Origin of the sequence: Nitrospira sp. (assembly GCA_030653545.1) — a bacterium.
In the GTDB taxonomy this organism is placed as follows: domain Bacteria; phylum Nitrospirota; class Nitrospiria; order Nitrospirales; family Nitrospiraceae; genus Nitrospira_D.
The window spans coordinates 62,023-85,222 of record JAURZE010000013.1 but is presented as its reverse complement, the minus strand read 5'-3'; the positions used below and the strand labels follow the sequence as shown (position 1 = coordinate 85,222).

Sequence of the window (23,200 nt, the reverse complement as noted above, 5' to 3'; positions counted from 1 at the left end):
TGCCCCGTGGCAGAGATTTTCTGTGATGGCAATGAAAAGGTCGGCTGGGGGCACATACGGCGGTCCTCTGCGCTGGCAGCTCGCTTGGAAAAAGAGGGAATTGGTGTTCGTGTTTCCGGGCTTTCCGAGTCCGCGAGCCGGATGTTACCAACGCCGAAGTATTTGGGAGTTCCTGCAAGGGTGGTGGTATTTGACTCTCATGTGGGAATAGATGACCAAATTCGTACAGCGCATGAAGGTGGACAGACAACTGTGGCGCTTGATTGGTTTGGTGAAACGATTCCGAATATTAATATTGCGGTTTATCCTCACGGAGAGGTACGCGCCACCCGGCAAGCGTATGTCGGATTTCAATATATCCTCGTGCGTGAGGAAATAGCTGCACTCCATCGTACTCCGCCTACCGGACGGGCCAGGCGTGTGCTCGTTGTCATTGGTGGAGGCGACCTTCTTGGGCAAGGACCAGAAGCTGCGCGGCGACTCAGGGATGAAGGCCTCGACGTCACCCTCGTTCAGGGACCTTTGGCGAAAGCCATTGTGGCGGATGCCGGGTATCGCGTTCTCGTCAATCCGCCTGAGCTTCCACAACTTCTGGCTTCTTGTGATTGGGCGGTCACAAACGGGGGCGGCTGTTTGTTTGAGGCGCTTTGCGTGGGGAAGGCGGCGTTCGTATTGCCGCAGACGAGTGAGGAGTTGAAGATCGCTCGTTTTGCCGAAACGCATGGGGCTGTTCTCGGGATCGGGCTTGAACAGCTTCGCGGTTTCGCTCCAGAAGAAGTTAGGGTGGTCTCAGAATGTGGTCTGGAATTAGTTGATGGCCGGGGCGTGGAGAGAGTGTCGTCGATCATTCGAGGTTTGCTGTGAACAATCACGAGAGCTGGCTCATCGCAGTGACCGCAGGCAAGTGGCAGAAGCATGGGATTCAGGAGGCTCGTGCAGCCGGTTTGAAAGTGCTTGCGCTTGATGCCGATCCGAATGCGGAAGGGTTTAAGGAGGCGGATCAGATTTTAAATATGGATCTAAGCGACCATGAGGCCATCATTCAGAGAGTAAAAGGTCTCGGCAAAAATATTCGAGGGGCGGTGAGCATTGTCTCGGAGGCTGGGATGATGCTTGCGGCTCGATTACGCGAGGAGTTGAGTCTTCCTGGGCCTCGTACAGATCTCGTGCTCCGTCTTCTTGATAAAGCAGTTCAAAGGCAAATCTGGACTGAAAAGGGAGTGCCTGGACCAAGATGGCGGCTCTTTAGGCGGGCCGAGGATGTTTTGGCTGCTATCCCAGTATTCGGCTTCCCGTTGATTCTTAAGCCAGCGGACTCTTCTGGAAGTCGAGGGGTGACAAAACTGGAGTCTTCAGCGGACGACCTATCTGATGCTGTGAGCAGGGCGTTTCAGTACTCGAAATCCGGGAAGGTCCTGATGGAGTCCTATATGGATGGGACTGAGTTTACTGTGGAAGTCTTTGCTGAAAATGGCAACATCCATGTCTTGGCTGTAACAGAAAAGAAGAAAGTTGAGGGCACCCGAGGAACGGTTGCACGCGAACTTGCTACACCTGATCGCCCGGCCGGTGTCGTCGCGCGTATCGCAGAAACGGTTGTGGCAGCATACCGGGCTCTTGGCTATCTGGATGGACCAGGTCACGCGGAGGCAATCTTAATGAAAGATGGTAGCGTCGGGATAGTTGAAGTCGCCGGTCGTGGTGGAGGATTCATGGTTTTCGACGGACTCGTACCTGCGGTGAGCGGTGTGAATATCGCGCGGTTAACGGCTTTGCAGGCGGTAGGAGAAGAAGTCAGCGCCATAGCCAAGTGCAAGAAGGCGGCTGTCTTGCGATTCTTTCCTTCCCAGCCCGGTGTGCTGCGAAAAATTACAGGATTCGAATCCGCCAATATGCTGGAGGGGGTTGAAGCAGACGCATTTGCCAAGGTTGGTGATCGATTTCATCACGCTACGGTAGATGGCGATCGTCTGGGCTACATTCTCAGTCATGCATCAACGCCTCAGTTAGCCAGGGAGCTTGCGGATAATGCAGAATCTCTTATCCATTTTGATATAGAGGTCGTCTCATGATTATCGATGCGCATCTTCATCTTGACGAGAAGGTTGACGGCACGGCGATAGGTGCCGTTAGAGAATTGAATCGTCAACTTGAAGAGGCAGCCGTAGATCGCGCTCTCGTGTTGCATCTCGAGATTCAGCCTTGGTCTGCAGCCGAGGTAGCGGAGGCAATTTCGAAGTTCCCGAGAATTCGAGCGTTCATTAACGTTCATCCTCATGGGGCCGACCCAGAGCGGTCTCTGCGTGAGGGAATAGAGGGGTTGGGGTACATTGGGTTAAAGCTCCACCCGCGCCTTCAACGATTTGGCGTCGATGACGACCAAACGGTGCGACTTGTAAAGGCTGCTGGTGAGATGAACGTACCTGTCCTTATCGATGCCTTCCCGGATGGCACGCACCTGATGCAGGGATTTTCTCCGCTAAGATATGCGTCTCTGGCAAAGCAGTGCCCAGGGACTCGCATCATCTGGGCGCACATGGGAGGACATCATGTGATGGATTTCATGATGTTGGCCAAGCGTCTGCCGAATGTATATTTCGATATCTCCTACTCGCTGCTGTATTACCAGATGAGTTCCATCCCTGGTGACATGATTTATGCGATGCGAAGCATGAAGTTCGACCGAATATTCTATGGCTCTGACTATCCAGATAGATCCGTCGCTGTTACGCTGGAGTTGTCCCGTCAGTTCATGCAGAGCCAAGGGTTGTCCGAAGAAGTCATGACGAAGATCTTGGGCCTCAACGCACGAGATTTTTTTGGATGGGATGATTTGTGAAGGATTCTGAGCAGAGTCTCGATCTTTCGAAAGTGGCTAGTCTGTACAATGCCCGTTTCGACGAATATGGGAGCAATGTTAAGACGGTTGGTTGGGGAAATGAGAGTTCGCAATATCTGCGATTCGATGTTTTGTTTAGGGGGCTTGATCCAAAGGGGAGAACGATTCTTGACGTCGGCTGCGGGCTAGGTGGGTTGATCCCCTACTTGGAGCGGCATACAGGAGGTGACTTTCGATATATCGGGGTGGATATTGCTGAGAAACTGATTGGAGAAGCAGCTGCAAAGTATGGTGGAACCGGAAGGGACTTCTATGTAGGCGACATTCATTCAGTCACGCTCCCTCCTGTTGACATCGCGGTGTTGTCCGGAGCGTTATCCTTCAAGGCTGTCGGAGTCGAGGAGTATGCCTACGGCACAATGGAGCGCATGTACGCCTTGTCGCGAAAGGCTGCCTCTCTAAACTTCCTGACAAAGTATGTTGATTATGAACTCGATAAGAATCAACACTATCAGCCGGAGATGATTTTTTCCAAGGCGAGGCAGATTACTCGCTATGTAAATCTCATCCACGATTATCCCCTCTATGAGTTTACGGTGCAGCTCCTAAAGTCAGTGTGATTCTCCTGCCGGGAAATAAAACGGGGGTTTCATGACATACCGAGATCAGATACAAGAGTTTTGTCTTGCCAATCGTGTATCGACAACCGAGGTTGCCGATGCCCTTGGGAAAGCAGGTGTGCTTCCGAAGGTCCTCCCGATCAACTTGAATCAGTTTCGTGTGGGGCCAGTGCGGACTGTCTTCACGGCTAATAACTCAAACTTTTCGGTTCACGATCAGATACGGCTGGTGGAAAAGGGTGAAGTCGTTATCATTTTTGCGCATAACTGCGAGGGCCGGGCAATTATCGGTGATCTGGTTTGCAAATATTTGCTCTTATACAAAGGTGCGGCGGCTGTTGTTGTAAAAGGGTTGGTCCGCGATACTGCACGTCTTCGGCGCGAGGGGTATGCTGTGTGGGCGGAAGGGGTTAGCCCTTTGGGTTGTTATAACACGCTGGCTGCTCCGTATCCGGTAGAGCTCGAGGGGCAACTCCGGCAATCTTACGAAGGTGGGCTTGCCGTCTGTGACGACGGGGGAGTCACGGTCATCGGCCGGAGCTTGCTGACAGAAGAGATGCTCAATCGCCTGCGGCGGATTGAGATGCAAGAGGACATCTGGTTGTTTTGTCTTGATACGCTCAAGTGGGATACGAAAAAGATTGTCTGTGACAGGGCCTATCTCACGGAGCAAGGGCTTCTCTCGAGCGTTCATGTTGAGCAGCTGAAAGAGCTCGAAAAGTCGCTTGACGGCAGAGAGGGGAAAGAAGGGGAGATAGAGAAATGATCACTCCTGAAACTTTGTCGAGAGAGGTAAGTCTTGCAGAGCATGATCAGGCACTGAAGGAATTGGAGTGCTACGGTTACTGCTGTGTTAGAAACTTCCTGAACCAAGGAACAATCAACACGTTGCTGGCGAAGACGAATCAGTACTATGCGGCAGCAAACCTAAAAGCGAAAGTTGAGTATACGGGGACGCCTGCTCGCGACAAGGACGACAAGATTTTATATAGTTTGCACAATCTCGACCGCCTATTCCTGGATATCTTAGTGACTCCACTGATACGCGCTATTGCGTTAGAGAAGTTGAATGATCCGTATTATCGCTTTCTGCCACCCGAAGTCCCCAATTATGTGTTGCTGTATTACAACGCCAGATCGAGCGGAGGCAAGCTTGATCTGCACATTGACTCCCATATTCCGTTTGTTGGGAGTCGCACAATCATGATGCAGTTTGTAGTCTTATTGGAGGACTCTGATGAGGGTAATGGTTGTACGGTCGTAGTGCCGGGATCACACAAGTCTGGTTCGTATACGGACAGGGACCTTCAAAAGATCTATCCGCTGGTGGGGAAGGCTGGAGACCTGATTTGCTGGGATAGCCGCCTTTGGCATGGGACTCTTGAGAATGTCTCAAGGCGATCTCGATGGGCGCTGGTGGCCACATTGGGTATGTGGTGGATAAAGCCTTCGATGGATATAGTTCGAGGAATGAACGACAGTATTTATCAGGCGTGCTCCAATGAACAGAAGCAGTTGCTGGGGTTCTGTTCCATACCGCCTATTAGTCCCCTTGAGCGTGTTAATACCAAATGTGGATATGATGTTCTCAAGTCTTCAATAAAGGATTACGGGTTTTAGGCTTACTGCGCAGTGACCCTACTAAGCTAAAGTATGAAGGGACGGGCTGTGGATCAAAGACTGACTAAAACGCGCTACGGGTTTTGGGAGATAGGCGACAAGCCAACTCCCCAGGAGTTGCAGCAGTATTATTCGAAAAAGTATTACCAGGAGGGTAAAGGCGGGGCACTGGAGTACAGCAAGGATGAAATGCTGCATATTCAAGGCAAGCTAGAAGAGTATTGGCATGTCCTTCAAAAGTGTCTTCTCCCATCAGCGGGCACAAGATCTTTGCTTGATGTGGGTTGCGGGGAAGGCCATGCGTTGTCTTTTTTCCGTTCTCGGGGTTGGTCGGTCAAGGGGTTGGACTTTAGTATCGCCGGTGTTCAATCTAAGCATCCAGAATGTCTTGATCATCTCGTTGTGGGCGATATCTATGAGTCCTTAAGGGAGGAACTGGCGGCGGGGAAAGTCTACGATGTCGTGTGGTTGGAGAATGTTCTTGAGCATGTTCTCGATCCCATTGATCTTCTGCAGGCCTTGCACAGACTGGTTGCAGTGAATGGTATGGCTGTAGTGTCGGTGCCGAATGACTGTTCCATCACGCAGCTCGCTGCGATGACACATGGGCATATCGATAATGCTTTCTGGGTCTCTCCGCCTGACCACTTAAACTATTTCGACCATGATAGCTTGGTAAACACCGCGCAGATCACTGGCTGGGGATGCGAGGAGATATTGGCGAATTTTCCAATCGACTGGTTCTTATTCCACCATGGATCAAATTATGTTCGGGACAAATCGGTGGGAAAGGCAGCACACAAGGCCCGGATTCAAATTGAGAATCTGATTCACGAGAGACCAGTAGAAGACGGGGTTCGGTTCTGGTCGGCGCTTGCCAGGCTAGGGTTTGGGCGAAACCTTGCTGCATTTCTCCGACCATCTGATGAAAATAGGGTAGGCCCAATCCCCAGGTTGGAAAAATGATTAGGCGTCTTGCTATCGTCCCTGCACGAGGGGGGTCGAAGCGCCTACCGAACAAGAATGTGCGCGAGTTTTGTGGCAAGCCGATAATTGCATATATCTTAAATGCGGCCCGTGCCAGCGGCCTATTTGATGTCATCCATGTCTCTACCGACAGTCAGGTAATCAGAGATGTGATTGCTGGGCTTGGGTTTGAGCCCGATTTTCCCCGACCAAAGGAGCTAGCGGATGATCACACGCCGATCATGCCGGTGCTGAAATATGTCGCCGGAGAGTATGCACGGCGTGGTCGAACATTTAGCCAGGTCTGGCTGTTGATGGCCTGTTCGCCGCTGGTCGACAGCAAGGACTTGGTCGAGGCGGAGAAGCTGTTCATTCAGGCGGGCGGACGCGAGCCGTTGTTAGCGATCAGCGAATATCAGGCACCAATCGAATGGGCATTCCGCCGGCAAGAGGACGGTCGATTGAAGCCGGTACAGCCGGGAATGTTCATGGTGCGTTCCCAGGACTTAGAGAAGAAGTACTTCGATGCGGGAACATTTGTCGCCTATCCTGCTGATCTTGTTCTCGGTGCAGAAGGTGCTGGCAGTGATGTAGGCTTTATCGGGCAGATCTTGCCGAAGTACAAGGCGATTGACATCGATACGCAAGAAGATTGGACATTGGCCGAGGCTGTCTATCGCGGGATACGACAGTCAAAAGAAACCTAGCGCCATGGATGTTCTTCGGGCTGGTGATCCTCGTTTTCTCCCATGTTGGCACTCCCTCGCATCCGCATGCTCCCAACAGCGTCTTGCCCTCTATGGCGAGGCCAATTTGGCATACTATCGGGAGTATGTCGGCCACGATGCGCAGGTCGACCACTCTTTTATGGTCTTAGAGGGGGGGAAACCTGTGGCTGGCATGCGAATGTTCTTGCGTAAGACCGAAGGTGGAGACAGCGAGCTTTCGTGCTGCGGTCTTCCTGTGTGCTACCTTGAAAGTGCTGAGAATGTGTCGGCGTTTCGTGCAGGGGCTCATAAATTAGTAAAAGGAGAATTGCTTCGTCTCCTGGATTCTCCCGAATGTCCAGATCTCGTGTCGTATCGAGACCTGCTCGACCAAGGGGAGCTGTCATATCCGAGTCGCGTCCTGCTTGATCTGGGCGCGCAGGTTATCCCTGGATTCACCCAAGTCATAGATTTGAGCTGGTCAGATGACGAGCTTCATCGGTCTATGACGAAGGCGTTCAAGTGGGGAGTCAACTGGGGCGTGAAGAATCTTGAGTTAACCATAATGGGCAGTGACAACATTTCTGTTGAGCATGTAGAGGCATTCAGGTTGCTCCATCTGGATGCGGCGGGACGAGAAACGCGCTCTCGCCGAAGTTGGGAGATGCAGCATGCCATGATTGTTGCCAATGAGGCCTTTTGCGGGCTTGGATGGCTTGAAGGGCGACTCGTAACTGCCGCGCTGTTCCCCCACTCAGCGGCCCATTGCTTTTACGGAGTCAGCGCTTCCCGTCGAGAGTTATTTGATAAGCCTTTGTCACATGCCGTGATATGGACTGCAATGCTGCACGCAAAGAAGATTGGAATCAAATGTTTCGAGATGGGTGAGCAGATGTTTCCGTCGACCGGCAGCCGGCAACCGACCGCAAAAGAGTTGAGTATCAGTTTCTTTAAGCGGGCATTCGGGGGAGCAACAAAGGCATATTTGGATATTCGTTTGTCGAAGCGTGAAGTTGGGCGGTCCGTTTCTACTTCGGCGGGGTCCTGCGCATCTTGAGCGAGAGCCATTTTCTTTGGCCGCAGGGCAGTGCCGTCCGTGCTATCACCCGCTCATTCCGACTGGATTCAGCTACATCGGTTGAAGCTAGGCTCGCCTCCATGTTCTATGGCGGGCATCCTGTCCTGTGTTCTTCCGGTCGGTCGGCAATAGTGCTTGCCCTCATAGGCAGCGGGTTGGGCCGTGCCGACAGCGTACATGTGTTTCCATATGCGAGTCACTGCGTGCTGGACGCCGTTTCTCGGATTGCCACACCATCGACAGGCAGTGTGACCGCAAAGGCTCGAGTAAGGATTTGTTTTCACCAGTGGGGGTATGTGCAGAGCCATGAGCTTCAGGCCGATGACATTGAGGACTGTGCTGACACTCTTGTCGTTCCCGGGTGTAAGCTATTCCCCCGAGGGGGAGCTTTCGAGATTTGGTCACTTCCAAAAATACTGGGAACGATGGGTGGGGGGGTCCTGTGGTGCAAAAGCCCTGAGGTTGCCGATCGATTGAGGTATGTGCGGGATGCTCGTCGAGGAGCTACGATGCAGTGGGTTCTTCGCCTTCTTGGCAGCAAGTCGCCGATTCTTCACGCATGGTGGCAAGGTGGTGAAGGAGTCTGTGGGAGGGGCAGCCGCCTACAGATGGGAGAAGTTATAGCAGCCTTGGGCGAATGGCCGGCCATCGTGGCTGATAGACAACAGAAGATTGAGCTGGCCTGGTCGGTGGCGCCATCCTGGTTATCACGTTCTGCGGAGCGATTGCCTTGTGCCGTGCCTGCTCTGGTTGATGTAGGACCTGAGCTTGTGGATGAACTCGGTCTGACTGCGGGAATGCGCACGATGGAAAAGGTGGAGGAAAATGGGAAGCACACCTTAGTGAAGGTGTTGCCGATCCCGATTCATCAGGATGTATCACTTGCCTGGTTGCGCCGAGTACTAGCCAGGATAGCCAAGCACATGGCTCGTAGTTAGGAGTTGTCCAGACATGCTATATGCAGGACCGGCGCGTGACCAAGAGGAGTTGAATCTTGCTATCGCATTGGCCGGAAGAGCGTTTGCCTCTCTAGCTGATGGCACTGGTCAAAATCTCGAGCGAAAGCGCGCCCACATTCTTGAGCATCCCGGCGCAGGGAAGGATCCGGCGATTGTCGTATCCCTTGGTAGGCAAGGTGTCATTGGTGCGGCTTTCTTAATTGACCGGATGTTCCCTCGCGGCCCGGCATCTATTCGAGGGACATTTCTTTCTTCAGTCTGTATAGACGAAAGTCTGCGCGGTCAAGGCTACTCCAGGATCTTGATTGGAGCGGCTCTTCAGGCATGCAGTAAGAGAGGTGCTGCCATCGCGTTGGTCATTGCCCGGCGAGCCGTCGACCGCTTCTACAATAAGTTCGGCTTCTGGGGCCTCTCCCAATACAACAAGCTTACAGTGGAGTCAGCAGTGTTTGCCGATGTAAACACTGCAGGTCTTCGCTTGCGGCGAGTTTCTATTGATGACATTCGTGTGTGCAGCGCCTTATATGATCTGGCCTACGAAGATTCTTTCGGGCATTGTTCGCGCGATTGGCAGACATGGAAATATGTCATGGAAGAATCGGAGTATCTTCGCGTCACCGTGAGCGTCATCGAAAACGATAGAGCTATCATTGCATATGCAATTCATGACGAGAGCGGGAATATTCACGAAATAAGTAGTGATGGCATCTCGAGCGCTCGAATGGCGTTGGCCCTGCTGGCAAGGTCGGCGGCAGGGAAATTGCTGACTGTGTATATTTCGCCGACGCATCCTGCGGTTCGCGCGCTGGAAGGATTTGATGTGACGTTGACCACGCGGGAGTGTCCCTTCGGGGGGCACATGGTAAAAGTAGTCGATCCGGTGCAATTGGTAGACGCAGCGGTATGTCGCATTGAACAGCTTGCGCGCTCAAAAAACATTGCTCCAGGAACGGAAGATGTCGATGGCGTTCGTCTGATGTGGGATGGAGAGAAGGCGAGTGTCCATCCGCAATGTTCTATCGAGAGCTTTGCCTCGGTAGCACGCCTACTCGGTGTGGCGCATATTTCTTCTGCAGGCAGGCCTCTAATTTTCGATCCCTCCGTATCCTTTAATATTCCCTTGGTTGATCAGATCTGAATGGCTAGTACCGCATACAGCTATGCCGCACTTTCAAGGCGGCTGGATGGCATTGCTCCGCTGGCAGAATCTTGGGTGTTCGGTTTCTGCGGGTATTCAAAAAAAGACGTGGCGTGGCGATTTCTTCAGCGCTGCACTGAGCTCGGCGTGTTTCGGTATACGAAAATTAGCGCGGAAGAGTTTCAGGCAACGGGTTCATTCCCGAGCGATGACAGCACGATTGACTGTGGTGGGCTGAGGTTTATATCTAACCGACAAATTCGAGTTTCGCCGAGTTTGTTCGTTCGCGCTCTGCTCGAATATATTGTGCATTGGACGCATGCGCTTGTAGCGGTGTTGCTTTCGTTGCGATTTCATCAGAGCCATTCCAGATTCACTTTGCTTTATGGTGTGGGGATGGCTGATTTGACGGTCGAGGGTAGCGATCACCGGTTCCTTGATTTCTGTTGTAACGGGAACGTCGAGCCGCTGACGAACTATGACAAAATGGCTGTACAGGCGACTCAGCCAATCAGAGGGACTTGCCCAAGTCGAGTACGGTATGGCCGGTTTCCGCTTTTTCTCGCGCTAGGCTGGCGGGGGCTTCCAGTGCGAGAGTGGGTGCGTGCGCTTCGGAATCACCTTGTCGCTATGTGGTCATTTGTGAGCGCAGTCATCTGCTCCCCTGGGTTGATTCTGTTGGGTAGGGATGCGGCCTACCATGCCATTGCGGAGTCGCTTAGCCGTGTCGGAGCCTTACAGAACATTGTGCTTACAAACTCAAACTACTTCTCGCAGGCATTGTGGATGTGGGCATTGCCGCATCGAAAGCATCGTCTGCATCTAGTTTGGTATTCCCAGAATAACTATCCGGTTGTATATGCGGACGACCCGGTAATTGCCCCAATCCCTAATCTTCGTTTCGTCAAAGCCGACACGCAATGGGTCTGGACATGTGCATTCAAGCGATTTCTTGTTGGCCTTGGTTCGGAATCAGAATTTAAGGTGATCGGTCCGATATTGTGGCATTTGCCGAGCTCTTCTATGCAGAGAAGTCAGCGTTTATTTAAAGTAGCGGTATTTGACGTCACTCCTATAGATAGGGCTACGGAGCGTCTCCTGGGACTAGTCCGCAGTTACTATACGAATCAGACGATGACCAAATTCATCAGCGATGTCGTCGAAATTTCGCGGAGGCTTGAGAGTGAGTTGGGACGGAAGATTGAAATCGTTCTGAAGCATAAGCGTATTCATGGGGCAATCCATGCGGAGAGTTACTTGAGTGTTGTGAGGGAATTGGCGAAGACGAACCAAATCAGCATTCTCCCGCCAACGACCAATTTGTATGATCTCATTGATAGCTGCGATGCGGTAATCGCTGCCCCTTTTTCCTCGCCGGCGTACGTAGGGATTGCCAGGGGGCGTCCAACTGCATGGTACGATTCGACCGGTTCTCTTTGTCCTATAGAGGATGATGAGGGTATATGCCACGTTTCTGGAGGTGATGCCTTGGGAGAATTTATTCGCAGAGCTTGTAAGGAAAAATGTGTGCGCGATGGATAAAGGGCTAGACTGCTCTGATGGGTGATTTCAGTGAAGATGAATCAAAGGCAGACGGTGTCTGTCAACACTGAGGCTAAGCACCTCTTATTTTGCAAGTAAGTAGAAAGCCGAGGTAGTCTGATCGAGTGCCGTGGGAATATGCAAAGCAATGTTCGAGGATGTTGATCCAGACTATCGCTTACGTTGTTCGGTAATTGATTCTCCGCTTTCCCTCTTTTTGTGCTTGAGCAGTTTGATGAAACCTTGGTGTAGTCGGAGGTATAGAGGGAAAGCGCGGCGTGTCAGTTGGTTTTATTCCTGAGGAGGCTCATAGCTTTGCAGTCAAAGATACAAGGTGCCTTCAAGTCTCTCCAGGAAAGAGGGCTCGGTGTTGTCGATGTCGGTTCAAGGGGTGGAATACATCCCATGTTTGATGAGATAGCTTCTCTCGTCGAAGCAGTCGGGTTCGAACCCGATCCCGAAGAGTGTGAACGACTTAATCAGCGGTTTCGGTCAGGCGTCGGATATCGCTCGCTTAAGTGTTTCCCCTTCGGTCTTGGACGCAAAGAGGGAAACCAAGAGCTACACCTTTGCAGGTCAGGGGGTGTTAGTTCCGTGTATCGTCCCAATCGGCCCTTGCTCGATCGATTTCCTGATGCCACGCGTTTTGATGTGCGGGATACAATACACATCCCTGTGAGAGATTTTGATGGACTCTTGAAGGAGTCCCGTGAATGTTTGCCGAACAATATCGACTTCATCAAAATTGATACGCAGGGCTCTGAGTTGGCTATTCTTGAGGGAGCAAGAGAGACGCTGCTACGTCATGTGGTAGCAGTTGAGGTAGAGGTGGAGTTTGCGAAATTGTACGAATCGCAGCCACTATTTCGAGATGTGGACTTGTTTCTATCTAACTGCGGCTTTACCCTCTTCAAGCTCAGGCGTGCTGAATGGGTAAGGCGAGACTACGAACTTCGTCCGTGCGTCAGTGCTGGGCAGCTAATATTCGGTGATGCTCTATATCTGAGAGACCCACTAGACCCTCAAACGTCGTGGATCCCGAGAGACGCGCGTCAAGCAGAGGCCCTTATACTCATTAGCATCTTGTACGATCTGCACGACTTTGCTCTGGAAATCAGCTCAAGCCCACAAATCTCATCCATGGTGGACTCTGAGAGGATACTCCAGTACGTGCATGATCGGAGTGCCATTTTGAGCAGGCCGTGGGGGCATATTCATTCAACTAGAGACTTTTTCAGATGGTGTAAAGATGCGATAGGCATGTTGTGGCGATACAAATCGCATTGGAGTCGTGGTGATGGAAATTTCTACTCAAAATATTGACTGAACGGTTCCGGATAGATTCCGACAGGCAGCATGCCTATCAGCGTGGCGTAGGCCCTACAGGTTATCACAGGTATCAAAGGGGAGTCGAAGGATGGACATTCTGAAAGAGATCAGCAGAGTTATTGAGCTCGAAGGCCTTACCGTGGATCGGCTGCGAAAGTCTGTCGGGGATGGATATGAGAAAGCGGTTCATTTGATATTTGAATCCCATGGGAAAGTCGTTCTCACGGGCATCGGAAAATCAGGCCTTATTGCGCAAAAGATTGCGTCGACGATGGTATCTACAGGGACACCGGCCACCTTTCTCCATCCGGCCGAAGGAATGCATGGTGATATCGGAATTGTCCACAAGGACGATATTGTGATCGCTATTAGTAAGTCAGGAGAGAGTGATGAGCTGATCGCTTTGTTGCCAAGCATACGGAAAATTGGGGCGAGGTTGATCGCCATTACGGCAAAGCAGGGGTCGATGGTTGCAAAGAATGCCGAAATTGTTCTCATTACTCCGATTGATGAAGAGGCTTGCCCGCTCAATATGGCGCCGACGTGCAGTACTACCGCGGCGCTTGTCGTAGGAGACGCGCTAGCGATCACCTTGATGAAGTTGCGAAATTTTCAGCCGGAGAATTTTGCGCTTTATCATCCCGGCGGTCAACTTGGGAAAAGGCTGTTGCTCGATGTGAAAGATGTGATGCGTGCGGGGGACGCCAATCCCGTTATTGAGTCGACGGTGAGCGTCAAAGAGATGTTGTTTGAAATCACTAACAAACGGGCAGGTGCTGTATCTGTGGTCGGTGCAGACCGGCGGCTGCTGGGCCTTGTAACCGATTATGATATCCGCAGAGCCCTCGAGAAATGGGGCAATGTTTTTGCGATGTCTATTTCAGATCTGATGAACAAGACGCCGACCTTTGTCTATGAGGATGAGAAGGCTATACGGGCGCTTGAGATCATGGAGAATAGGGATAAGCCGTTTCTTGTCCTGCCGGTGCTGAATCGCCAAGAGGAGGTCATCGGCATGATCCATTTGCATGATCTTGTCGCCAAGGGGTTATGAAATTTGTCTTGTTGTGTTCCGATCTCGCCTCGCTGAATGCGTCCCTGCCGGCCGAGAGACCCTCCCTACAGTTTCTTATTCTGCATGAGAGCAAGCAGTCTCGTGCTATCCGAGCCGCACTCAAGCACGGCAGCTATGCGAAGGAACTGTCCAGGATGGAGCTGTTTCGTGAGCGGTCCGCCGCCTTTCGATCGGCTTACGTGGAAGCGCTTGGAGGTCTCAATGCGCAAGGCGGATCGGCTAAGTGGTGGGCGATGCCGTTTACTACGAAGAATCCGATTTCAACGAGTCTTTGTCGCGATGCGTTTGAGTTTCTCCTGATTGCCGAGTTGGCGAGTACTGCAACTGCCGGCCTTATTGTGGTCACAGAGAATGTCTGTGTAGCCGGCGAGGTGTCCCGCTGGGGAGCGGCCCAGCAGATTCCCGTCATTAATAAGGTCAAGTCGTTTCAGGGTTTGCAGAAACGCTTCATGGGAATAGGGCCGGTTGCAATCGTGCTGCTGACGATGCGTGCCCTGTGGTTCAGACTGACTGTACGCGGCCTCGATCCTTCCGCTCTGCTTCATCGTGCCGATCTAGTCGTCATGGTTACGCTCGTGCATCCGCATTCTTTTTCCCCGGAAGGTGAATTTCGGGACAGCTATTTTGGTCGCCTCGCCGAGCAGCTCTGCGCGTGGAATGTTCCAGTCGTGGTGGTGGGGCAGATTCAAGGGCTCTCGCGCCGATTGACTGAGCTGTTCAGGAGGAAGGCCTGTTTCAAGACAATCGCCTGTGAAGCGCTGCTTAGCGTGGGACAAATCCTGCGTTGCGGGTGGGACGCCTTGGGGCAATGGTGGCAAAGCGATCGCGAATGGGAAAAAGGGCGGCTCATGCTGCAAGGGGTCACTCTCACAGGATTGCTTCGGTCGGCCATTCAGCAAGCCCATTCGAGCGGGGATGTGTTCAGAAGTCTGTTGGCGTTCAAGAGTGCAGAAAGGTGGGCGTGCCTCTTACGGCCTGTCAGATGTTTCTACCCGTATGAAAACCGTGCCTGGGAAAAAATGCTTCTTCTGGGAGCGCGTCGAGGGTCTCCTCTCACCCAAATGATTGGCTACAATCATGCGTCTATTACGGGAAGCCATTTGAATTTCATGCTGAACAATGACGAGCGGGAGAAAATGCCGCTACCGGACAGGGTCATTACGATGGGTGCGGTAACGATGAGCTGGTTGGAGCAGCAAGGGGGGCACCCTCCCCAGCTGTTAAAGCTCGGGTGTGCCCTCCGCCAGTCGTCGCCTGCTTGTGCTCGTCCTTTGAAGGCTCGTCGTAAGGAGTGTGTTTGCCGGCTGCTGATTGCGCTGGCTACAAGCCAATTGGAATACATTAATACGTTACTGTATTTGCAAGAGGCGTTGGAGCCCAAGCTGAATGAAGGTCTAGGCGGAATCACCGTAAGAATTCGGCCACATCCGACTTTGCGTCTGGAGCAGGCGCTTGAAGTGCTTGATAGCGCGGTCACTTTCCCTTTTGAAGTATCGGCCGGCTCTGTCGAGCAAGATCTAGAGTGGGCAGATGTCGTACTGTATGCGTCTTCCACTATTGGGATCGAGACGGTAAGAGCCGGCATCCCAGCGGTTTATATGGATCTTGGGGACATTCTCAATTCTGATCCTATGGAAGGCTGGATGGAATTCAAATGGATCGCCAAGCGTCCGTCGGATTTGTTGCCCGTACTATCCGATATCCAGATGCTCGGAGAGGCGGAATTTACTTCGCGGCAGCATCGTGGGCGTGAGTATGCTGAAGCCTATTTGGCAGCGGTCACGGACGAACGGTTACAAGTCTTTCAAGAGATCTGAACAGTGTTGCAGAAACGCTCAATTGTTTGTCTTGCCGGATGTGAGTGGGATTTTACCTGGCAGCCTACGCAGGAAATCATGCTTCGGTTGGCCAAGGCCGGCAATCGAGTGCTGTATGTGCAGCCGACCGGGACTCGCACAATGCGAGTGTCGGACTGGCGGCGAATCTGGGAGCGGGTGAGGGGGAAAGTTGCCGGCGTGCAGCGGTCCTCTGCATTACCTCCTGAACTCACGATTTACTCCCCGCTGGTGCTTCCGTTCCCCTACTCCCGCGTTGCCCGTTCTATCAATCGCTGGATCTTATTCCGGAAAATAACTGGATGGCTGGGGAAGCGGATTGACCTGGATGTCATCTTCTGGTTCTACTTTCCATCTCCTCTCAATGCCGATGTGATGCGCCGCGCGAAAGAGAGCCTCACGATTTATCAGATCATGTCTTCAGCCGAAGCTGTCCGTCCGCATCCGGCCTTCATCGAAGCGAACGATGCCATGTTGAAAGGATGCGACTTGGTTTTGGCCAATAGCGGGCGATTGCGGGTGCAGGCCAGTCGGCACAATTCGTCTGCGTATTTGTTTCGGGCGGGCGTCAGCCTTGAGCTATTTGAGGCCGCACGAAGGTCTGAAAAGCCTGACGATCTTCAGGGTATCAACGGACCTATCATCGGGTATGTCGGCGCGCTTCACGAGTGGGTTGATCTGGAACTGATTCGGGCCGTAGCCGCATCGCTGCCCGATTTCCAATTTGTACTCGTGGGGCCGATTGTGCGGGATGTCGAGGTTCTTCGGGGCCTTCCCAACGTGCGATTCCTGGGACAGAAGCCCCATGGGGAAGTACCCCGATACGTTCAATATTTCGATGTGTGTATCATCCCCTATGTCCGTGACGCCTATACGGAAACTACCTATCCGGCCAAGCTCAACGAATATCTGGCACTGGGCAAGCCCGTTGTGGCCACTCCGCTCCCCGAGTTAGTGGATTACAATCAAGAGTTTGACGGAGTCTTGCGCCTGGCAGGGGATGCCCCAACATTTGCCCTGGCATTGCGGGAGGCTGTCGAAGGCAATGCTCCGGAAAGGCAAGCACATTACCGCTGTGTGGCGGGGAAGAACGCATGGACGACAATTATGGAAACCATGTCCGGACTCATTGAAGAAAAACTTCGGACTCGCCGCAATGCAGGAAAACATGCCTGAGATTCGGCCATGGTCGTCTTAGTAACGGGTGCCTCAGGTTTTATCGGGCGTCATCTCATACCGAAACTCCTTGAGCGGCACGTATCGATCAGGGTGGTGACGCGTGACCCGAGCCGGCTGCCGGTAGAGTGGCGAGGTCTGGTCGAGGTAGTGGTCGGCAGTCTGACAGAGCTGAGGGTTCAGGCCGCCGCGACTAAGGGCGTCGGCCTCATTTATAACCTGGCAGCTGAGCTTCGTGACTTCTCCTTGATGAGAGCCATCAACGCCGAGGCTGTGCGAGGCTTGATGGAGCAGGCCGCACATACGGGTGTGAGGCGCGTTGTTCATTTAAGCAGTGTCGGAGTCATCGGAGCAAGGGGAGCAGGGGTTGTGACCGAAGGCACCCCCTGTCAACCCGAGTCGCTCTATGAACAAACCAAGCTTGAAGGTGAGCGAATCGTTCAAGAGTATGCACGATCGGGGCAGATCGAGGGAGTGATACTCCGCCCTACCATTGTCTTTGGGGATCGGAAAGAGGGGGAAGGAGACAGTCTGTTAGGTTGGTTGCGAGTCGTACGTCGGGGAAGGTTTGTGTTCTTCGGGAAGAACGGTGCGGCAAATTATATTTATGTCGGAGATGTAGTGGAATCGTTATTGAGGCTCTCAGAAATTCCAGTCAGCGGGCCTGCGGTCTATATTGCGGCGGATCCCGTCCCGATGTCTGAATTCGTAAGAGCAATGGCCCATGTCCTGGGTGTACCGACTCCCAGGCGTCGGCTCCCGCTATGGGTGGCCTATGGTCTTGGAGCGCTCGGCGAGATCCTCAATCGCATCGTTGGAGTATCGGTGCCGTTGACGTTGTCTCGTGTTCGCGCTCTCTCCAGCGAAACCATCTTCAGTGGAGAGAGGCTCCTTACTGAGCTTGGGGTGCCATTCCCATATGGGTATGAGAGGGGGCTAGATCTGACGGTGCAATGGTATCGATCGGTGGGTCGGCTATAATCGGGAGCCCTTCTATTCGCGGCTTGTATGTCTGCACGATCCCATTTAGAGGCTTGAGTGTTGGGCCTCCAGTCGTAGGTGCTTCTCTTGCTCCAACTGTACGATCTCATTCCTCAGGTTTGCGCTAACGGGGGGTGAACCAGGGATGCAGGTGCGTGTGTTAGGAAACGTGTAATCACGCCGACCTATTTGTGCGGACCCAAAGAAAGCTCAGTCTCATTGTTTCGGCAGTTTGCCTAGCGGGCGTTGTGCTTGCGACGTTCTGCTTCGTCTATGCCGCATCCCTCCTGGTGGTCGAGACTCCGCCCAAACAGGCGGATGTCGGGATCGTTCTGGCCGGTGATTTCAGCCGCGCATTCTATGCATCCGACTTGTACCATCAAGGATTCGTGCCAAGGGTCTGGCTTTCCCGCCCGGAGCGGGAGCGGTCTCTGCGGCAGTTGGATGCACTCGATGTGCCCTATCCCCGCCAAGAAGAGGTGAGTCGTGCAGTGCTTCTCCGAAAAGAAGTGCCTGTCGATTGTATCGAGCTATTCGGTAACGGGGTTGTGAGCACGATTGAAGAGGCGCGGGCTATGGCCGAATTTCTAGTTCAACACCCGGACATCCATTCTCTCTTGTTGATTACGAGCCGGTTTCATGTGCGTCGGGCCGAGGCGATCTTTCGCACGATCCTCAAAGATCATCCGTATCTTGAGATCCATGCGGTCGGGTCGCCGTACGACGGATTTGTGGTCGACCAGTGGTGGAAGGATCGAGATTCCGCCAGGCAGGTGGTCCTTGAGACGGCTAAGTGGCTGCTCTTTTGGGTCTACACGGAGTTTTGATGGCCCCGTATTGGTATTCGAACGGCGATCGACGAGGGGCGGAATCCTGATGGGGGGGAATCGACCGATTCGTGTTCTGCACGTGTGTACGATCTTCCTGACGGCACAGACGTTCATTGCGCCGGTCCTACGGTACTTATCTAGACGTGGCTACGAGGCGGCTGTCGCATGCTCTCAGGAGTCGGCGGCGGATGGTCCGGTCTCCTCGGGCATTCGGGACATCGAAGGGTGCCAGGTATTTTCAGTGTCGATCCCACGAACGATTCGGCCGTTCCAAGACCTTCTGGCGGTTCGGCGACTGCGCCAGGTGATCCGCGAATTCAAGCCGGATGTCATTCATACGCAGACATCTAAGGCCGGCATTGTTGGACGGCTGGCCGCTCGGCTGGCGGGTGTCCCCGTTATCATCCATACGGCCCATGCATTTCCCTTTCACGCCTATCTGCCGCGGCCGGTCAAGTGGGCATATATCTGGATCGAACGATGGGTGGCCGGCTGGACGGATCTCTTAATGGTGGACACCGAAAGTGTGAGAATGGATGGGGTGCGACAGCGGATCGTTCAGGACGCGAGCCGAATCGTGACGGTGCCGATGGGCGTGGACCTGACGCGATTCTCGCCTTCTCTTGGCGGACCTGGTACTCTCCGTGACACGCTTGGTTTGGGAAGACAGGCTCTGGTGGTCGGGACGGTGGCGCGGTTAGTTCCCGACAAGGGGCTGGAATGTTTTCTTCGGATGGCCGCCATCATTCGTGCTGAACGTGCGGATGTGAAATTCCTGATCGTCGGGGAGGGGCCGCTCCGCCACGGTCTTGAGCAGATGGCCAAGTCGATTGGACTCGGACCGGACCTGGTCTTTGCCGGTCATCGAACAGATATTCCTGAGTTAATGGAGGCCATGGATCTGTTTGTGTTGCCGACGAGACGCGAGGGATTCGGCGTGGTGTTTGCCGAAGCGATGGCCATGGGGAAGGCCACAGTCGGAAGCGATATCGGGCCCATCGCCGAAGTTTTGGAGGATGGTGTGACCGGCTATCTGGCTCCAGCCGATGACCCCCAGGTGTTCGCGGCTCGTGCCCTGGAGTTGCTGCGCGATGAATCCAAACGGCGCACATTCGGGGCCGCCGGCCGCCGCCGCGTCGAGCAACTGTTTAGTCAGTCACGGATGTGTGAGTTGATCGAAGGGCACTATCGGCGTCTGCTGGCGCAAAAAGGATTGGTCCTGTGAGTCGGGACGCGCAGCTGATTCTGAAGCACGGATGCGATCGTGCGGCGGCGACTGTGCTGCTCCTCCTGCTTTCTCCATTCTTCATCGGGCTGTCACTCCTCATTCTCGTCAGCAACGGGTGGCCGGCGTTGTTTATCCAGGATCGAGTCGGGAAGGACGGGAAAGTCTTTCGGCTGTATAAATTCCGCACGATGGTGCGCGATGCGGTTCGCCTCGGGCTTGGTACGACTGTCGGGAAGTCGGATGATCGGATCACCTGGGTGGGCGGATGGCTGAGAAATTGGAGCCTGGACGAGTTGCCGCAAGTGTTGAATGTGCTGAAAGGCGACATGAGTCTCGTCGGGCCGAGGCCGACGTTGGACTATCAGGTCGCGCAGTACACCCCGTTTCAGCGGCGGCGGTTGGAGATGAAACCAGGGATAACCGGTTGGGCCCAAGTGAACGGCCGGAACGCTCTGCCGTGGCCTCAACGCATCGAGCTGGATGTCTGGTATGTAGATCACTTCTCGCTCTGGCTTGATCTCCGGATCTTGTGGCGTACTATCGGGGTGTTTCTCCGTCGCGAGGGGTTGTACGGCGCCGGGGGCGTCAATGATGATTTCGGTTCTCCGAGGCAGCCGTGAATAAGAAACGGGTCATCGTATTCGGGGCAGGCGGACACGCGAAAGTTGTGCTGGATGTCCTGGAGCAGATGGGGATCTATCAGATCGTGGGACTTGTCGATGATAGCGTGGAACTGAAAGGAGCGGTCCGAGGCGGCTACTCTGTACTCGGAAACAAAGATGACCTGGCCGGAATGAGCGGAGCGGGCATCGAGGGTGTTATCGTGGCCTTAGGCGATAATTATCGTCGGAAGCTTGTGTATGAAGAGGTCGAGCGGATGGGGTTTAGGCATATTTCGGCGATTCATCCCTCAGCCGTCATTGGCAGCCGAGTCAAGATTGGAGCGGGAACCTTGGTGGTGGCCGGTGTTGTCGTCAATGTGGATGCTGAAATCGCCGAGAACGTGATTGTGAATACCGGAGCCACTATCGATCACGATTGTCGGATCGCGGCCCATGTGCATCTGTCCCCGGGCGTCCACCTGGCCGGTCGTGTGTCTATTGGAGAGGCGTCCCATCTGGGCATTGGCGCGGTGGTGCTGCCCAATATCTCCGTGGGGAAACATTGTGTCGTTGGGGCAGGAGCGGTGGTGCGGGAGAATTTGCCTGACAAGATCGTGGCCGTCGGCAATCCTGCCAGAATCATCAAACAGAATGAGGTGGCCCTTGGGTTCTGATGGAATGAAAATCCCGCTCTCTCAGCCCGATCTGACGTGGGTTGAACGGAAAGCCGTGCTGGATGTCATGGAATCGACGTTTCTGAGTTTAGGGCCGAAGCTGCCGGAATTCGAGCGCGCGATGGCGCAGTATGTCGGCGTGAAGCACGCGATTGCCGTGAACAGCGGAACGAGCGCCTTGCACTTGATCATCCGCGCGCTCGGCATCGGCCAGGGTGATGAGGTGATCACCACGCCGTTTAGTTTTATCGCCTCGGCCAACTGCATCCTGATGGAAGGGGCTCGGCCGGTGTTTGTCGATATCGACCCGGAGAGCTACAACATTGACCCTGCGAAGATTGAGGCGGCGATCACGCCGCGGACCAAGGCCATTCTGGGCGTCGATGTCTTCGGCCGTTGTGCGGAATGGGATCGTATTGAAGCCATTGCGAAACGCAAAGGCCTGCTGGTGATCGAAGATTCTTGTGAGGCGATCGGGGCTGAGGCGTTCGGCAGAAGGGCAGGAACATTCGGCGAGGCGGGTTGCTTTGCCTTCTATCCGAACAAGCAGATGACCACCGGCGAGGGCGGGATGATTTTGACCAATCGCGATGACCTCGCAGCCCTCTGCAAGAGCATGCGCAACCAGGGCCGAGACGAAGGGCAGGCCTGGCTGGAACATGCCAGATTGGGATTCAATTATCGGCTCAGCGATATTCAGTGCGCGCTCGGCATTGCCCAGCTGTCCCGGTTGGAGGAACTCTTGTCCAAACGAGCGGCAGTCGCCGAACTGTACGGCAACAGGTTGGAAAAGTTAGAGGGGCTCATCATGCCGCAAGGGCCGGCACAAGGCCGGATGAGTTGGTTTGTCTACGTGGTCCGGTTGGCCGATCGGTTTTCACGGGAGGATCGAGATTCCATCCTACGCGGGCTGAAGGACCAGGGAATCGGATGCAATAACTATTTTGCCCCGATCCACTTACAGCAGCACTATCGGAATACGTTCGGGTTTAAGGCCGGTGATTTTCCCATCACCGAACATACGAGCGATCGAACCATCGCTTTGCCGTTTCATTCCGCGATCACCGTGGAACAGGTCGAGCAGGTGGCGGTTTGCCTCACTGAGCAGATCCGGCTGGCACGGGAGCGTAAGTAGGTCTGCGCGTCCTTGGGGCAGAGTAGCGAGACGTTCGGTGATGCCGGCCTGGAGAGGGAGTGTCTCGCGGGTCATTCGAGTTGACGTGGGCAGGATGGAGGATGGTCTCCGGAACCTTGATGGATTCTCTAGATCGTGATGAGCCAGCATCGTTGCCGATTGACGGCATTCTCGTCATCAATCCGAGGGATTTCGTCGATCGCCGGACGAGCATCGAACGGCAACTGCAGCCGCTCGGGTTGGCCTACGAGTTCATCCATTCCTATGATGTTGCCGATTTGGACGCCGCGATTACCGCGCGATACTTTAAGGACGAACTGCTCAGTCCCGGGCAGCGGTCCTGTGCGCTCAAGCATCTCCAGGCGTTGCGCCTCGTTGTCGAACGCCAATGGCAGCGTGCGCTGATCCTGGAGGATGATGCGCTCCTCGCTACGCAATTTGTTCCTCGGCTCCAGGCGGCGCTCCAAGAATCTTCGTCCATCGCTTCTCCGCATGTGCTGTTCATCGGCAGCGGAGGGAATCTCTATACGCCTCGGCGCCTGAAGGTCCCGGGCCGGCATTTGTACAAGTCCACTCGCGGGCGATTGGGAGAGGCCTATGTGCTCGGGAGCCACGAAGCTCGCCAGCGCATCGAGTGGATCGAAGCCCATGGAATCCCCTTGCCGATCGATAATTTGTTTGAGCAGATTGACCGGGAATGCGGCATCGATCTTTATTGGCTCGAGCCTCCGATTGTCGAACAGGGGAGTAAGAACGGGCGGTTTCAATCGGTGCTGGAGCCTGCGCCTCCCAAAATCGTTCGGCGGATTACGGCGGCGCTCCAGAAAATTCGGAGAAAGTATCTCTATTAATCGGCCGCCTCGTTC

General features: G+C 53.9%; 22 protein-coding genes. All 22 read left to right on the top strand.

What is annotated here, in order from left to right; all coding sequences use genetic code 11:
- Positions 1-6 precede the first annotated feature (6 nt).
- The 22 genes from Q7U39_04590 (at position 7) to Q7U39_04485 (ending at position 23,185) form a co-directional block, all read left to right on the top strand.
- A complete protein-coding gene (locus Q7U39_04590) occupies positions 7-864 on the top strand; it encodes a hypothetical protein (protein MDO9117213.1) in 858 nt (285 codons plus the stop codon).
- A complete protein-coding gene (locus tag Q7U39_04585) occupies positions 861-2,072 on the top strand; it encodes an ATP-grasp domain-containing protein (GenBank protein MDO9117212.1) in 1,212 nt (403 codons plus the stop codon). Before Q7U39_04590 ends, Q7U39_04585 begins: the two co-directional genes overlap by 4 nt.
- Positions 2,069-2,839 carry an amidohydrolase family protein gene (locus Q7U39_04580; protein ID MDO9117211.1) on the top strand — a complete coding sequence of 257 codons (771 nt, stop codon included), beginning with the start codon at positions 2,069-2,071 and terminating at the stop codon, positions 2,837-2,839. The genes Q7U39_04585 and Q7U39_04580 overlap by 4 nt, the downstream gene beginning before the upstream one ends.
- The gene (locus tag Q7U39_04575) at positions 2,836-3,459 is read left to right on the top strand and encodes a class I SAM-dependent methyltransferase (protein MDO9117210.1); all 624 of its coding nucleotides are present in this window, start codon (positions 2,836-2,838) and stop codon (positions 3,457-3,459) included. The genes Q7U39_04580 and Q7U39_04575 overlap by 4 nt, the downstream gene beginning before the upstream one ends.
- A gap of 31 nt (positions 3,460-3,490) precedes the next feature.
- The gene (locus Q7U39_04570) at positions 3,491-4,225 is read left to right on the top strand and encodes an RraA family protein (GenBank protein MDO9117209.1); all 735 of its coding nucleotides are present in this window, start codon (positions 3,491-3,493) and stop codon (positions 4,223-4,225) included.
- Positions 4,222-5,079 carry a phytanoyl-CoA dioxygenase family protein gene (locus Q7U39_04565; GenBank protein MDO9117208.1) on the top strand — a complete coding sequence of 286 codons (858 nt, stop codon included), beginning with the start codon at positions 4,222-4,224 and terminating at the stop codon, positions 5,077-5,079. The genes Q7U39_04570 and Q7U39_04565 overlap by 4 nt, the downstream gene beginning before the upstream one ends.
- Before the next feature lie 48 nt (positions 5,080-5,127).
- Complete coding sequence (locus Q7U39_04560) at positions 5,128-6,045, top strand: class I SAM-dependent methyltransferase (GenBank protein ID MDO9117207.1); 918 nt, start codon at positions 5,128-5,130, stop codon at positions 6,043-6,045.
- Positions 6,042-6,752 carry a hypothetical protein gene (locus tag Q7U39_04555; protein MDO9117206.1) on the top strand — a complete coding sequence of 237 codons (711 nt, stop codon included), beginning with the start codon at positions 6,042-6,044 and terminating at the stop codon, positions 6,750-6,752. The genes Q7U39_04560 and Q7U39_04555 overlap by 4 nt, the downstream gene beginning before the upstream one ends.
- Before the next feature lie 4 nt (positions 6,753-6,756).
- Complete coding sequence (locus Q7U39_04550; GenBank protein MDO9117205.1) at positions 6,757-7,809, top strand: hypothetical protein; 1,053 nt, start codon at positions 6,757-6,759, stop codon at positions 7,807-7,809.
- Positions 7,806-8,768, top strand: coding sequence for a putative PLP-dependent aminotransferase (locus tag Q7U39_04545; GenBank protein MDO9117204.1), 963 nt, complete (start codon positions 7,806-7,808; stop codon positions 8,766-8,768). Before Q7U39_04550 ends, Q7U39_04545 begins: the two co-directional genes overlap by 4 nt.
- Before the next feature lie 13 nt (positions 8,769-8,781).
- Complete coding sequence (locus tag Q7U39_04540) at positions 8,782-9,927, top strand: GNAT family N-acetyltransferase (GenBank protein ID MDO9117203.1); 1,146 nt, start codon at positions 8,782-8,784, stop codon at positions 9,925-9,927.
- Complete coding sequence (locus tag Q7U39_04535) at positions 9,928-11,469, top strand: polysaccharide biosynthesis PFTS motif protein (GenBank protein MDO9117202.1); 1,542 nt, start codon at positions 9,928-9,930, stop codon at positions 11,467-11,469. It abuts the gene before it with no gap.
- A gap of 1,417 nt (positions 11,470-12,886) precedes the next feature.
- Positions 12,887-13,852, top strand: a complete 966-nt coding sequence (locus Q7U39_04530) for a KpsF/GutQ family sugar-phosphate isomerase (GenBank protein ID MDO9117201.1) — start codon at positions 12,887-12,889, stop codon at positions 13,850-13,852.
- Complete coding sequence (locus Q7U39_04525) at positions 13,849-15,690, top strand: hypothetical protein (protein MDO9117200.1); 1,842 nt, start codon at positions 13,849-13,851, stop codon at positions 15,688-15,690. The genes Q7U39_04530 and Q7U39_04525 overlap by 4 nt, the downstream gene beginning before the upstream one ends.
- A gap of 78 nt (positions 15,691-15,768) precedes the next feature.
- Positions 15,769-16,884 (top strand): glycosyltransferase, encoded by a 1,116-nt coding sequence (locus tag Q7U39_04520; GenBank protein ID MDO9117199.1) that lies wholly within the window; start codon positions 15,769-15,771, stop codon positions 16,882-16,884.
- Between the two features lie 9 nt (positions 16,885-16,893).
- On the top strand, positions 16,894-17,865 hold the full coding sequence (locus Q7U39_04515; protein ID MDO9117198.1) for an NAD-dependent epimerase/dehydratase family protein: 972 nt from the start codon (positions 16,894-16,896) through the stop codon (positions 17,863-17,865).
- Positions 17,866-18,113: 248 nt separating this feature from the next.
- Positions 18,114-18,692: a YdcF family protein gene (locus Q7U39_04510; protein ID MDO9117197.1), complete on the top strand. Its 579-nt coding sequence runs from the start codon at positions 18,114-18,116 to the stop codon at positions 18,690-18,692.
- 49 nt (positions 18,693-18,741) lie between these two features.
- Positions 18,742-19,920, top strand: a complete 1,179-nt coding sequence (locus tag Q7U39_04505; GenBank protein MDO9117196.1) for a glycosyltransferase family 4 protein — start codon at positions 18,742-18,744, stop codon at positions 19,918-19,920.
- Positions 19,917-20,543, top strand: a complete 627-nt coding sequence (locus Q7U39_04500) for a sugar transferase (protein ID MDO9117195.1) — start codon at positions 19,917-19,919, stop codon at positions 20,541-20,543. Before Q7U39_04505 ends, Q7U39_04500 begins: the two co-directional genes overlap by 4 nt.
- Positions 20,540-21,199 carry an acetyltransferase gene (locus tag Q7U39_04495; GenBank protein MDO9117194.1) on the top strand — a complete coding sequence of 220 codons (660 nt, stop codon included), beginning with the start codon at positions 20,540-20,542 and terminating at the stop codon, positions 21,197-21,199. The genes Q7U39_04500 and Q7U39_04495 overlap by 4 nt, the downstream gene beginning before the upstream one ends.
- Positions 21,189-22,334, top strand: coding sequence for a DegT/DnrJ/EryC1/StrS family aminotransferase (locus Q7U39_04490; GenBank protein MDO9117193.1), 1,146 nt, complete (start codon positions 21,189-21,191; stop codon positions 22,332-22,334). Before Q7U39_04495 ends, Q7U39_04490 begins: the two co-directional genes overlap by 11 nt.
- A 101-nt stretch (positions 22,335-22,435) precedes the next feature.
- Positions 22,436-23,185, top strand: coding sequence for a glycosyltransferase family 25 protein (locus Q7U39_04485; protein MDO9117192.1), 750 nt, complete (start codon positions 22,436-22,438; stop codon positions 23,183-23,185).
- Positions 23,186-23,200 lie beyond the last annotated feature (15 nt).

Excerpts from the sequence above, each read along its gene's own strand:
- Q7U39_04530 (MDO9117201.1), top strand. The coding sequence starts at position 12,887 with ATGGACATTCTGAAAGAGATCAGCAGAGTTATTGAGCTCGAAGGCCTT.
- Q7U39_04565 (MDO9117208.1), top strand. The coding sequence starts at position 4,222 with ATGATCACTCCTGAAACTTTGTCGAGAGAGGTAAGTCTTGCAGAGCAT.
- Q7U39_04580 (MDO9117211.1), top strand. The coding sequence starts at position 2,069 with ATGATTATCGATGCGCATCTTCATCTTGACGAGAAGGTTGACGGCACG.
- Q7U39_04540 (MDO9117203.1), top strand. The coding sequence starts at position 8,782 with ATGCTATATGCAGGACCGGCGCGTGACCAAGAGGAGTTGAATCTTGCT.
- Q7U39_04485 (MDO9117192.1), top strand. The coding sequence starts at position 22,436 with ATGGTCTCCGGAACCTTGATGGATTCTCTAGATCGTGATGAGCCAGCA.
- Q7U39_04525 (MDO9117200.1), top strand. The coding sequence starts at position 13,849 with ATGAAATTTGTCTTGTTGTGTTCCGATCTCGCCTCGCTGAATGCGTCC.
- Q7U39_04550 (MDO9117205.1), top strand. The coding sequence starts at position 6,757 with ATGGATGTTCTTCGGGCTGGTGATCCTCGTTTTCTCCCATGTTGGCAC.
- Q7U39_04515 (MDO9117198.1), top strand. The coding sequence starts at position 16,894 with ATGGTCGTCTTAGTAACGGGTGCCTCAGGTTTTATCGGGCGTCATCTC.
- Q7U39_04505 (MDO9117196.1), top strand. The coding sequence starts at position 18,742 with ATGGGGGGGAATCGACCGATTCGTGTTCTGCACGTGTGTACGATCTTC.
- Q7U39_04570 (MDO9117209.1), top strand. The coding sequence starts at position 3,491 with ATGACATACCGAGATCAGATACAAGAGTTTTGTCTTGCCAATCGTGTA.
- Q7U39_04555 (MDO9117206.1), top strand. The coding sequence starts at position 6,042 with ATGATTAGGCGTCTTGCTATCGTCCCTGCACGAGGGGGGTCGAAGCGC.
- Q7U39_04535 (MDO9117202.1), top strand. The coding sequence starts at position 9,928 with ATGGCTAGTACCGCATACAGCTATGCCGCACTTTCAAGGCGGCTGGAT.
- Q7U39_04520 (MDO9117199.1), top strand. The coding sequence starts at position 15,769 with ATGCTTCGGTTGGCCAAGGCCGGCAATCGAGTGCTGTATGTGCAGCCG.